This window comes from Aestuariivirga sp. (assembly GCF_046294715.1).
GTDB lineage: Bacteria > Pseudomonadota > Alphaproteobacteria > Rhizobiales > Aestuariivirgaceae > Aestuariivirga.
Genome location: NZ_JBKBKI010000057.1, coordinates 1 through 11,788 on the forward strand (window position 1 = coordinate 1; position 11,788 = coordinate 11,788).

Annotated in this window: 13 protein-coding genes; 5 read left to right on the top strand and 8 right to left on the bottom strand. The window is 66.5% G+C overall.

The window, feature by feature from the left end; all coding sequences use genetic code 11:
- Window positions 1–669, bottom strand: a 669-nt coding sequence (gene pip, locus ACK4HL_RS20020) for a prolyl aminopeptidase (RefSeq protein WP_409764534.1), incomplete at its 3' end; no start/stop codon positions are given.
- Window positions 670–754: 85 nt separating this feature from the next.
- Here pip and mscL point away from each other — a divergent pair.
- From mscL to ACK4HL_RS20040, 4 genes are all read left to right on the top strand, one after another.
- Complete coding sequence (mscL, locus tag ACK4HL_RS20025) at window positions 755–1,174, top strand: large conductance mechanosensitive channel protein MscL (protein WP_409764497.1); 420 nt, start codon at window positions 755–757, stop codon at window positions 1,172–1,174.
- Between the two features lie 67 nt (window positions 1,175–1,241).
- Complete coding sequence (locus ACK4HL_RS20030) at window positions 1,242–2,447, top strand: pyridoxal phosphate-dependent aminotransferase (RefSeq protein WP_409764500.1); 1,206 nt, start codon at window positions 1,242–1,244, stop codon at window positions 2,445–2,447.
- A gap of 449 nt (window positions 2,448–2,896) precedes the next feature.
- Window positions 2,897–3,268 carry a DUF4112 domain-containing protein gene (locus tag ACK4HL_RS20035; RefSeq protein ID WP_409764503.1) on the top strand — a complete coding sequence of 124 codons (372 nt, stop codon included), beginning with the start codon at window positions 2,897–2,899 and terminating at the stop codon, window positions 3,266–3,268.
- The gene (locus ACK4HL_RS20040; protein WP_409764506.1) at window positions 3,265–3,555 is read left to right on the top strand and encodes a hypothetical protein; all 291 of its coding nucleotides are present in this window, start codon (window positions 3,265–3,267) and stop codon (window positions 3,553–3,555) included. Before ACK4HL_RS20035 ends, ACK4HL_RS20040 begins: the two co-directional genes overlap by 4 nt.
- Here ACK4HL_RS20040 and ACK4HL_RS20045 read toward each other — a convergent pair.
- The 7 genes from ACK4HL_RS20045 to ACK4HL_RS20075 all read right to left on the bottom strand — a co-directional run bounded on the left by ACK4HL_RS20045 (window position 3,536) and on the right by ACK4HL_RS20075 (window position 10,668).
- Window positions 3,536–4,171, bottom strand: a complete 636-nt coding sequence (locus tag ACK4HL_RS20045) for a MarC family protein (RefSeq protein ID WP_409764509.1) — start codon at window positions 4,169–4,171, stop codon at window positions 3,536–3,538. The two genes, ACK4HL_RS20040 and ACK4HL_RS20045, sit on opposite strands and share 20 nt — an antisense overlap.
- 73 nt (window positions 4,172–4,244) lie before the next feature.
- Window positions 4,245–4,787, bottom strand: coding sequence for a hypothetical protein (locus ACK4HL_RS20050; RefSeq protein WP_409764512.1), 543 nt, complete (start codon window positions 4,785–4,787; stop codon window positions 4,245–4,247).
- A gap of 276 nt (window positions 4,788–5,063) precedes the next feature.
- Window positions 5,064–6,617 (bottom strand): trimethylamine methyltransferase family protein, encoded by a 1,554-nt coding sequence (locus ACK4HL_RS20055; protein WP_409764515.1) that lies wholly within the window; start codon window positions 6,615–6,617, stop codon window positions 5,064–5,066.
- An 89-nt stretch (window positions 6,618–6,706) separates the two neighbouring features.
- A complete protein-coding gene (locus ACK4HL_RS20060; protein WP_409764518.1) occupies window positions 6,707–7,603 on the bottom strand; it encodes a LysR substrate-binding domain-containing protein in 897 nt (298 codons plus the stop codon).
- A 100-nt stretch (window positions 7,604–7,703) separates the two neighbouring features.
- Window positions 7,704–8,792, bottom strand: a complete 1,089-nt coding sequence (locus tag ACK4HL_RS20065) for a C4-dicarboxylate ABC transporter (RefSeq protein WP_409764522.1) — start codon at window positions 8,790–8,792, stop codon at window positions 7,704–7,706.
- Between the two features lie 53 nt (window positions 8,793–8,845).
- Window positions 8,846–10,168: a TRAP transporter large permease subunit gene (locus tag ACK4HL_RS20070; protein ID WP_409764525.1), complete on the bottom strand. Its 1,323-nt coding sequence runs from the start codon at window positions 10,166–10,168 to the stop codon at window positions 8,846–8,848.
- A complete protein-coding gene (locus ACK4HL_RS20075) occupies window positions 10,165–10,668 on the bottom strand; it encodes a TRAP transporter small permease subunit (protein WP_409764528.1) in 504 nt (167 codons plus the stop codon). The genes ACK4HL_RS20070 and ACK4HL_RS20075 overlap by 4 nt, the downstream gene beginning before the upstream one ends.
- A gap of 170 nt (window positions 10,669–10,838) precedes the next feature.
- Here ACK4HL_RS20075 and ACK4HL_RS20080 point away from each other — a divergent pair.
- A partial coding sequence (locus ACK4HL_RS20080; protein WP_409764531.1) for an NAD(P)/FAD-dependent oxidoreductase occupies window positions 10,839–11,788 on the top strand: 950 nt, incomplete at its 3' end.

Here is an 11,788-nt window from a genome sequence, read left to right on the forward strand (position 1 = left end):
CCGGTCCGATCCGAAATCGCTGACCCTCTTCTCGTTGGGGAGCAGCGAGAGGGTGGCGCCCCCCCAGCGGCTCCAGGCGCGCGCGCAGAGGAGCTGCTCGGCATCGTCCGGCCCGGTGAGGCGCCGGTAGTAGGCCGAGACGAGATCGTGGCGCTCTGCCTCTGGAATGGGCGCCACGAACTCCTCCCATGCATCGGGGAAGATCTGGTCCGCGCCTTCCTGGTAGAACCAGCGGATCTCGCTCCGCCTCAGGGTGAAGATGCCGCGCAGGATGAGCTCGCTGACGCGGTCGGGATGGGTCTCGGCATAGGCGAGCGCCAGGCTCGAGCCCCACGAGCCGCCCACCACCTGCCAGCGGGCGATGCCGAGATGGCGGCGGAGCTTCTCGATGTCGGACACGAGATCCCAGGTGGTGTTCTCCGAAAGCTCGGCGTGGGGCGTCGACTGGCCGCAGCCGCGCTGGTCGAACAGCACGATGCGATAAGCCCCGGGATCGTGCATCTGCCGGAGAAAGGGCGAGATGCCGCCGCCCGGCCCGCCATGGAGCACCAGGGCGGGTTTGCCCTGCGGGTTGCCGCATTCCTCGAAATGGATTTCATGCAACGGCGACACGCGAAGTCGGCCGCTGTTGTAGGGCTGGATTTCGGGATAGAATGTGCGTTGCCGGATCATCCGGCCTATTCGATAGTCAACGTGGGGTGAAAGCGCAACGCCATCGGCCGGAGTGCCGCCAGCAGCATCGGGGGAACAGATCATGTGGAGTGAATTCAAGTCATTCGCCTTCAAGGGCAACGCCTTCGATCTCGCGATCGGCGTGATCATCGGCGCCGCCTTCAGCCGGATCGTCGACGGCATCGTCACTTTCCTCATCAACCCGATCATCGGCGCGCTGCTGGGAGGGCTGAACTTCAACGACTATTTCCTGCCGCTCACCTCGGGCATCACCGCCAGCACGTTGGCCGAGGCGCAGAAGCAGGGGGCCGTGCTCGCCTATGGCGCCTTCCTGACCGTTGTCATCAACTTCCTGATCGTGGCCTTCGTGCTCTTCCAGCTCGTAAAGGTTTCAAACCGGATGCGCCGGGCGGAGCCGCCGCTGCCGCCGCCGCCGCCCAACCGCACGGAGGAGCTGCTCGCCGACATCCGCGACACGCTGAAGTCCAGAGCCGCCCTCTGAGCCCACCAGACTGCGAGGCAAGCCCGGGTGCTGGACACCCGGGCTTGTTTTTGGTTTGAGCATGATCATGATTCCAGCGTTCAGACCCGAACAGGTTCTCGCCGCCATCACGCCCCAGGCCCGCGACGAGCCGGACAGCGGCATCGTCAAGGCGGCGATGCATGGCTTCACCGTGCCCGGCGTCATCCCGCTCTGGTCGGGTGAAGGCACGGCCCCCACGCCCGAGGCATTCGCACGACCCGCCGCCGAGGCCCTGCTGAGGGGCGAGACCTTCTACACCTGGCAGCGTGGGCTTCCGGAACTGCGCCAGGCGCTCGTGCGCTACCACGCGCGCGTCTTCGGGCGCAGCTTCGACGTCGAGAACTTCTTCGTCACCTCGGGCGGCATGCAGGCGATCCAGACGATCGTGCAGATGGTGGCAGGCGACGGCGAGGAGATCGTCATCCCCACCCCGGCGTGGCCGAACTACGCAGGCGCGCTGCGCATCCTCGGCTCGCGGCCGGTCGAGGTGCCGATGGATTTCGCCAACGGCCGCTGGACGCTCGACCTCGACTGCCTGTTCGACGCCGTGACGCCGCGCACCCGCGCCATCGCGCTCAATTCCCCCTCGAACCCGGTCGGCTGGACGGCGAGTCTCGAGGAACTCACCGCGATCCGCGACTTCTGCCGGAGGCGGGGCATCTGGATCCTCGCCGACGAGGTCTATGCGCGGTTCTACTACGGCGGGAAGGGCGAGACGCGCGCGCCATCCTTCCTCGACATCTGCGAGGACGAGGAGCGGCTGCTGCTCGCCAACACCTTCTCCAAGAACTGGGCGATGACGGGCTGGCGCGTGGGCTGGCTGCAGGCGCCGCGGGCACTCGGGCCGGCGATCGAGCGCATCATCCAGGTCAACACCAGCGGCACGCCCGCCTTCCTGCAGCGCGGCTGCGTGGCAGCACTCGAAGAAGGGGATCCGTTCCTGGCCGAACAGGTGGCGGCGGCGCGCCGCTGCCGTGACCTCGCCGTGGACAGGCTCCGCGGCCTCCCCGGCATCTCCTTCGAAGTGCCGCCCGGCGCCTTCTACCTGTTCTTCAGTATCGAGGGCATGACGGACAGCGCCGCCACGGTGCGCCGCCTGATCGACGAGGCGAAGGTGGGTTTCGCGCCGGGCAGCACTTTCGGTCCCGGGGGCGAGGGATTCCTGCGCATGTGCTACCTGAAGGACACCCGGAAGCTCGAAGAGGCGCTCGGCCGTTTCGCCCGCTGGCTGGAAGTTCATTCCCCGGTTTGAGCGGCAATGATGCCTTTCTTTGCGCTGCAGTGCACACTGTCTGGGCACTGGCGCGCCACGCGCCTTTTGCGCCTTCTCGTCCGCCTCCAATGAAATCAAGGGGTTGTCACGTCCACGCCGGTGGTCGGCCGCTTGGCACTGCACTTGCAAAGCATCTTGCAACGCAAACGTCTTTCTTGGGTCCTCCCATTCTCAAGTGAAGAGCACTCGTTGCGTGTTGGCCGGCCGGCATTCCGGCGCCAATTGGGGGTGGAGGGCGGCACCGCCGCCTTTCACCCCTCTTTTTCTGACCTTGATTTAACCTTCCCGCCCTTGTCGCGGACACGACGCCCCCTACATGATGACCACTGGGTCCGGGCCCCTCTGGCAGCCTTGCCGGCTGCGATGTCGGACTCTTCCACCTTGAAGGCGCGGAAGCTTGCGCCGCAATCTGGGAGAAGGAACTGGACATGACCAGCCCCACGATCACCATCGACCTGACGCCGCAGGGCACGCTCGAGCGCCTCGAATGGCTCGCGTGGTTCACCGATTCGGCGGTACGCATTCCCGGCACCGGCCGCACCGTGGGGGCCGACGGCCTGCTGAGCCTCGTTCCCGGCGTTGGCAGCCTCGTCGGCACAGGCATGTCGCTCTATGTCGTGGCCGAAGCGCTCCGCCATGGGGCGCCGGCGCGGCTCCTCGCGCGCATGGGCCTCAACATCGCCGCCGATACGCTGCTGGGCGCCATTCCCTTCATCGGCTTCCTCTTCGACATGGCCTTCAAGGCCAACCAGCGCAACCTGAACCTGCTCCGCGAGCACCTGATGGAGACCGAGCGATGAAGACCCTCGTATGGCTTGTGACGGGTGCTGTGATCGCGCTGTGGTCGCTCTTGGCCTGGATCGCCCATGGCCTGGTCAGCGTCGCCGGGAACCTGATGGCGAGCAACGCCGACCTCATCCCGGCCGATCCGCTGCTCATCGAATGGGCGTCCTGGCTCGCCTCCGCCGGCACCGGGATCGGCGAATGGCTGGTGGTGGCGGTCTGGGCGCTGGTTTCCGCCGTGCTCGTCGCCTTCGGCTTCATCGCCACGCGGGTCTTGCCGCGGCTCAATGCGTCCAGGGGGTGATGGCGCCCACGCCGTCGATCACGAACTGCACGGCGAGTGCCGCGAGGATGATGCCGAGGAGCCGCGAGGTCACCGCGCGGCCGGTGATGCCCATCAGGCGCGAGATCCGCTCAGCCAGCAGGAAGCAGACGAAGCAGGCCGCCATCACCAGCGCGGCGACCCCGTAGAGCGCCACCAGATACTCGGCGCGCCCCTCCGCCCGCCCGGCGAGCAGGATCATCGCCGTGATGGCGCCGGGCCCCGCCATCAGCGGAATGGCGAGCGGAAAGGCCGCGATGTTCTTGACGTGATCGACGGTGATCGCCTGCTCCGCCGTGGCCTTGAGCCGTTCGCTCCGCCGGTCGAACACCATCTCGGCCGCCGCGGATAGAAGGAGCAGGCCACCCGCGATGCGGAAGGCAGACAGCGAGATGCCCAAAAGGTCGAGCAGCTTGGCGCCGCCAAGCCCCGCCGCCAGCAGGATCGCGAAGGCGATGATCGTTCCCCTGAGGGCCACCTGGCGGCGGTGATCCGCCGTCATGCCATGGGTGATGCCGAGGAACAGTGCGCTCATCAGCAGGGGATCGGCCACGACCAGCAGCGTGGCGAGCGCGGACGTCACATAATCAACGAGCATCCGCCGCTTCTATCATGCCGCAACGGCGCGCGCCATTGAGGCGGCCGGAAGCGGTGCCCGGCCGCCCGGCGTCTCACTTCACCGGGATCATCAGATGCGCGTAGGGCGTGCCCGGCCACATGACATAGGGCTGGCTGGTGTCGGGATCGGCCTTGTCGGGATAGCCCGCCATCACGTCCATGCCGTTCACCACCATCACGTGGGGGCCCGTCTTGATCCAGTTGTTGCCCTCGGCAGGCGCGGTCGCATAGGGGTCGGTGTTGCTGGCGTCGGTGCCGCCTTCCAGCATGTACATGAAGCCCACCTTGCCCTTGGGCGGCTCCTTCTTGGAGATCCACGCCATCGCCCATTCCATGGAATTGGCGTCGCCGCACATCGGGTCCGGCCCGGGCGTCGCCGGGCTGTCCGGCATGCACCACCAGCCGTTCGTGCCTTCGCGCAGCGTGCGCATCTCGCCCTTGTCGTTCATGGCGTAGATCGCGGCCTGCGAACTCAGTGCCTGTGGGGCTGCGGACTCGGCACTCTTGATCAGCTTGGCGTCGTCTTCCTGCGCGGCGGCGGCACCGGCGCCGGCGAGCAGAAGCAGCGACACGCTCAGGATGAGAGGCGTCCTCATGGATGTTTCTCCGCGGGAATATGGGATATCTGAAGCTTCCGTGCTGTTTCGCCGCGAGGCGGGGGCAGCCGAAGCCGCCGGCGCTCACGGCGCCGCGGCTCTGCCCGGAAGATCTGAACCTCGATACTGGTGCATGCGCTGGCGTCCCGTCACGATGCCGTCCCGGCAGGGCTGTGGGGGTTCTGCGTCAACACGCGATGAGCGAATTATGCACGAAACCAAGCAAGGCTACTTGAAGCCAAGTAACAAGTCAACGGAATTGCTGGCGGCCGGTGCTCAGTTCACGCTGTTCGGCAGCTGCTCCTCGCGCCGCGCGATGAAGTCCCTCAGGCCCTCGGCGATGCCGTCCTCGAGCTTCGGCTCCTCATAGGCGTTGAGCATCGCGCGCGCCTTCTCGCGGCCGCGCGTGTCATGGTCCTTGGCACCTTCCGCCGACCATTGCTCGAAGGAATTGAAATCCATGATCGAGGGAATGAAGAACGCCTTCTCGAAATGCTCGAGCGTGTGCTGCGTGCCGAGGAAGTGCCCGGCAGGGCCCACCTCGCGCACCGCCGCCATCGCTTCCTTGAAGTCGGCGAAGGAGAGGCCGCCCGCGTACTTGTACCAGCCGACGAGCTGTTCGGCGTCGGTGACGAACTTCGAGTAGCCGCAGCACAGGCCAGCCTCGAGCCAGCCCGCCACGTGCCAGACATAGTTTGCCCCGGAGAGGATGGCCGCATGCATCAGCATGTTGGCCTCGTAGCCCGCCTGCGCGTCGTTGAGCTTGGAGCCGACATGGAATCCCGAGGTGCGCCAGGGCAGGCGGTACTTGCGGGCGAGCTGGCCCATCAGGAACATCATCTGCGCCGCCTCCGGCGTGCCGCCCATCGGGGCGCCGGACTTCATGTCCACCGTCACCATGAACTGGCCGTAGATCTGGGGCGAGCCGGGCCGCACGAGCTGGGTGAAGGCAACGCCCGCCAGCGCCTCGGCATTGACCTGCGCCACCGCGCCGACGGCGGACGCCGCGGTCGAGGCGCCGCACAGCGCGAAAGGGGCGAGGATCAGCGGCTGGTTGTGACGCGCATAGACCTTCATCGCGTCGAGCATGGTCGAATCCCACACCAGCGGCGAATTGCAGTTGGTGATCGAGACGAGGACGGTGTTGTCCTTCACGTAGTCCTCGCCGAACACGATGCCCGCCATCTTCATCACGTCCTCCGCACGCTCCTTCGAGGTGACGATGCCCATGAACGGCTTGTCCGAATGCTTCAGCGCCGAGTGGATGATGTGGAGGTGGCGCTTCGGCACCGGGATCTCCATCGGCTCGCAGCAGATCGAGCTCGAGGAGTGCAGCGCTGGCAGCATGTAGGCGAGCTTGTGGAAGTTGTTGAGGTCCTCGAGCGAGCCGTAGCGGCGATGGTTCTCGAGGTCGCGCACGTAGGGCGCGCCATACATGGGAACGAAGACGGTGTTGCGGCCTCCGACCTTCACCGTGCGCGCGGGGTTCCTGGCGTTGAGCGTGAATTCGGGAGGAACCTTCGAGACGAGCTCCATCAGCAGCGCGCGGTCGATCCTGACGCGGGTGCCGGAGACGTCCGCCCCGGCCGCCTGCCACATGGCCAGCGCCTCGTCGTCGCGGAATTCGCAGCCGACCTCCTCGAGGATCCTCATCGACTCCTCGTGGATCAGCTCCACCGCCTCGTCCGGAACGAGATTGTAGACGGGGATCTCGCGAACCAGCGTCGGGAAGGAGGCCATGGGTGCTGCGCGAAGCGCCCGGCGTCCCTCGCGGCCGCCGCCGCGGCGCGCCGGTGCGGGTGAGGCGGGAGTGAGGGTGGTGTCGGTCATGGCGGGTCTCCTTCTCGGCGGTGAGTTATTGAGCCCCGTCCGGCAGGCCGGTTCAAGCGAGGCTTTTGCCGGGCTCGCTTGAGAAATTCTCAACGGGCCTGGGCGATGAGCCAGTCGCGCAGCACCTCCGCCTCGCGCCGCGGCTTGTGGCGCGCCGGCCAGGTGACGTAGAAGGACTGTGGCGCCTCGATCTCGGCCCCGCTCGCCTGCGCGAGAAGCTTGCGCGCGATGAGCGGCCTGACGAGGCTCAGCCAGCCCAGCGCCACGCCCTGCCCGGCCTGCGCCGCCTGGAGCGCGATGACGTAGCTGTTGAAGCGGCGGACGCTGAGCTTGCGGTGCGGGGCGCCCTGCGCCTTGAGGAACTCGGCCCAGGTGGTCCAAGTCCAGTCCACGCCCTCGACCGAGAGCAGCGGCAGGGCCGAGAGGTCCTGCACGCCGGAGACAGGGTTGCGGGCCAGGAAGCCCGGCGAGGCCACGGCGACGATCCGGTCGCCGAAGAGCAGCGCGGATTCTTCCTCCGGCCACTCGCCGTCGCCGTAGCGCACGTGGAGATCGACGCCGGAACGGCTGAGCTCCCGAGCCCGGTCCGAGATGATGTGGTCGATGACGATGTCCTGGTGCGCCGTCCAGAAATCGCCGAGCCGCGGCATCAGCCAGAGCTGGGCGAAGGCCATGGTGGTGCCGATCGACACGGCGCGCGGGCTGCCCATGCGCCCCACCTGGCGGATCGTGCCCGACACCCTCTCGAAGGCGTCCTTCAGGCTTTCATAGACGGCGCGGCCTTCCGGCGTGAGTTCGAGGGCGCGATGAAGCCTGACGAACAGCGGCCGCCCCACCTCCTCCTCGAGCTGCTTCACCTGCTTGGAGACCGCACCCGGCGTGACGTTGAGCTCCGCCGCCGCCCGCGTGAGGCTCTGGTGCCGTGCCGCCGCCTCGAAGGCGGCAAGCGCGTTGAGCGAGGGAAGATCGTAGTGGCGGCGCACCATCCGCGCCCGATTAGCACGACGGGCTCGCATGAGCCAAGCTCAAGACATGGAAAGAGCGGCCGGCAGGGCCGGCCGCTCTCCGCGTGTTCCTCGCCGATGCTCAGCGGTAGGGGTAGCCGGCCTTTTCCATGGTTTCGGCATAGGTCTTGAAGGCCTGCACCACCTTGGCCGAGCGCGGGCTCGAGGCGGCGACCTCGTCCCAGAAGCCCTTGGCGTCCGTGGTGACCTGCGCCCACTCGTTGGCGGGCAGGGAGGTGAGCTCCATCTTCTTGCCTTCGACGCGCAGCTTCGCCTCGCCGCCCCAGTACCAGACGGCGCGATAGTAGTGCGACTGGTCGATGGTGATCAGGAACAGCTCCTTGAGATGCGCCGGCACCTTCTCCCAGGAGGCGGTGTTGGCGAAGTAGCTGCCGAACCAGGCGCCGGTGATGCTGTTGGTGAGCGCGTAGTTGCAGACGTCGGCCCAGCCCACTTCATAGGCCTCGGTGAAGCCGCACCAGGCAACGCCGTCGAGCTCGCCCGTCTGCAGCGCCACCTCGACGTTGTCCCACGGCACGGTGACCGGCACGAGGCCGTACCGGGCGAGGAACTTGCCCGCCGTCGGCACGCCGAACACGCGCTTGCCGTTCATGTCCGCGAGGCTGCGGATCGGCTCCTTGGTGAAGATGTGCAGCGGGTCCCAGGCCCCGCAGGACAGCCACTTGACGTTCTCGACCTCGCTGTAGGCCTCTTCCCAGATCTCCTTCAGCCCGTAATAGCGGAACAGGGCGGGCACATCGAGGCTGTAGCGGGTGGCGAAGGGGAAATAGCCGCCGAACACCGAGATGTCGACCGGCGAGGCCATGGTGGCCTCGTCGGACTGCACGGCGTCGAGCGTGCCGTTCTGCAGCGCGCGGAACAGTTCGGCCGTCGGCACGAGCTGGTCGGCATAATAGAGCTCGATCTCCATCTCGCCGTTGGCGGCGGCGTTGAAGGCGTCGATCTGCGGCTTGATCACATGCGCGCCGAGCGGCGCGCCCGAATAGGTCTGCAGGCGCCACTTGATCGGGGCCTGGGCGCGGACGATGGCCGGGGCCGCAACCGTCGAGGCCGCGAGCGCGGCGGTGCCCGCGCCCATCTTCTTCAGCATCGAGCGGCGGCTCGCGAGAATCTTGTCCGCAGCCGGGTCGGTCTTCTTCTGGATCGTCATGTCAGTCTCCTTCTTGCCTTCGTGTTCACGTTCCCTGCACGTTTCTTTGGAAGTCACTTGCTGTAGACGTAGTTGGGCAGCCAGAGGGCCAGGCCGGGGAAGAAGCCGAGCAGCACGATCACGCCGACCATCATGATCACGAAGGGCCAGATGGAGCGGTAGATGTCGACCAGCGTCACCTCCTTCGGCGCCAGCGCCCGCATCAGGAAGAGATTGTAGCCGAAGGGCGGGGTGATGTAGGCGATCTGGCAGGTGATCGTGTAGAGCACGCCGAACCAGATGAGATCGTAGCCGAGTATCTTCACCAGCGGGATGTAGAGCGGCGCCACGATCACCAGCATTGCGGTGTCATCGAGGAAGACGCCGAGGATGATGAAGGTCGCCATCATCAGGCTCAGGATCATCCATGGCTCGAGCTGGAGCTGCCCGACGAAGACATTCTCCAGCGCCCGCGCAGCGCCCAGCCCGTCGAACACGGCGCCGAAGGCGAGTGCGGCCAGGATGAGCCAGAGGAACATGGCGGAGACCTCGAGCGTCTGGCGCGAAGTGCTGACCAGGAGCGGCCAGGTGAGCCGCCCCTTGAAGGCCGCGGCGAGCGTCGCCGCGGTGGCGCCGACGGCGGAGCTCTCGACCAGGCTCGTGTAGCCGAAGACGAACAGCCCCGTCATGAAGAAGAAGATGAGAAATGGGATGATGCCGGCGCGGAGGAGCCGCAGCTTCTCCGAAAACGGCATCTTCAGTTCCTCGTCCTCGACGATGGGCGCCAGCGACGGATTGAGGCGGCAGCGCAGCATGATGTAGAGGACGAACACCCCGGCCATGATGAGGCCGGGTATGACGCCGGCAAGCCACAGCTGCCCAACGGGCTGGCGCGCGATCATGCCGTAGAGCACCAGCACCACGCTGGGCGGGATGAGGATGCCGAGCGAGGAGCCGCCCTGCACCACGCCGGTGATCATCACCTTGTCGTAGCCGCGCCGCAGCATCTCCGGCAGCGCGATGGTGGCGCCGATCGCCATGCCGGCGACCGACAGCCCGTTCATGGCGGAAATGACCACCATCAGCAGGATCGTGCCGATGGCGAGGCCGCCGCGCAGCTTGCCGAACCAGACATGCAGCATCTTGTACAGGTCTTCGGCGATGCCTGACTCCGAGAGGATGTAGCCCATGTAGATGAACAGGGGCAACGTCAGCATCGGGAACCAGTTGAACAGCTTGAACACTTGGCTGAACGGCATTTCGATGGCGCCGTTGCCGTAAAGCAGCAGGGCCGCGCCCGAAGCCACGAAGCCGATCGCCGCGAACACCCGCTGGCCGGTGAGCAGCATGAGCATCATCATGCCGAACATCGACAGGGCGATCATCTCGTAGCTCATGTGATCGGCTCTCCCTTCAGCGCATAGACATGCTTGAAGGCGAGCGACACAGTCTGCAGCACCATGAGCACGAGGCAGGCCACCATGAGGGCCTTGATGGGTATCATCGAGGGGTTCCAGATCGAGAAGCGCGTCTCGTTGGTGGCGATCGCGTAATTGAGGCTCGAGATGCTGCCGATCAGCAGAACCATGAGGTAGAACATCAGGCAGACCATGGTGACGAGGTCGACCCAGTGCCGGCCGCGGCTGGAGAGGTGGCTGTAGATCAGGTCCATGCGGACGTGGTTCTCGTTCTTCAGCGTCACCGGGCCGCCCATGAAGTAATAGGCGGCGAGGGTGAACTGCGCGAACTCGATGCACCAGTGGAGCGGCATGCGGATGACGTTGCGGGTGACGGCGTCGAGAAGCAGCACGCCGATCATCACCACGATCAGGGCCATGGCGACGGCGCCGACCTTCTCCGAGATGGCATCGACCCACCTGACATAGGTCTTGATCACCGGCGCGTCCTTCCCGTTGCTGCCGAGGCGGGCTGGCCGCCAGGATTATGCGGCAGCATTCCTCCCCCTGTTTTTTTCTGAATGAATCTTTACAGAGGCCCTCCCGGCTTGGCAATAGAGTTTCAGACCGCGGCGGAAAACCCGCCGGCGGGCGGAGCCATCGGCAGGACATGACCGGGCATTTCGAGGTTGCGGTGATTGGCGGCGGCGTGGTGGGTCTCGCGATCCTCCGGCGCATGGCCATGGCCGGCCTCGGATGCATCCTGCTCGAGCGAGGGGCGGACATTCTCTCCGGCGCCTCCAAGGGCAACAGCGCGCTGCTGCATACCGGCTTCGACGCGCCGCCCGGCAGCCTCGAGCTGGCCTGCATGCAGGCGGGCCACGACGAGTTCCTGGCGATCCGCGCCAGGCTGAACCTGCCGCTACTCGAGACCGGCGCGCTGGTGGTGGCCTGGAGCGAGGCGGAGCTCGGCAAGCTCGAAGAGATTGCCGCGAGGGCGCGCTTGAACGGCGTCACCGACGTGGCGCTGATCGATGCCGCCGGGGTCAGGCGGCGGGAGCCCCAGCTTTCCGCCGCCGCACTGGGCGCTGTCGCGGTGCCGCGCGAGCACGTGATCGATCCCTGGTCGACGCCGCTCGCCTATGCCCACCAGGCGCTGGCGCATGGCGCGTCGATCCGGCGCAATGCGGAAGTCCGCGGCGGGCGCTTCGCGCAAGGCCGCTGGCGCCTCGATACGGCCGTGGGCGAAGTCTCGGCGCGGATCGTCATCAACGCCGCGGGGAATTTCGGCGACATCGTCGAGGAGATCGCCCGGCCCTCGCCCTTCTCGATCAGGCCACGGCGCGGACAGTTCGTGGTCTTCGACAAGCCCGCCGCAGCGCTCGTGAACGCCATCGTCCTGCCGGTCCCCAGCGAGCGCACCAAGGGCGTGGTGCTGTTCCGCACCATCTTCGGCAATCTCGCGATCGGGCCCACCGCGGAGGATGTCGAGGAGCGCGAGATCGCCGCCTGCGACGGCGAAACGCTCTCGAGGCTGCGCAGCCACGCCCCAACAATCCCTCCCGCCCCAACCAACGTGGGCGTCAACAAAACCTCTCCCGGTCTGAGACCCGCCTCAAA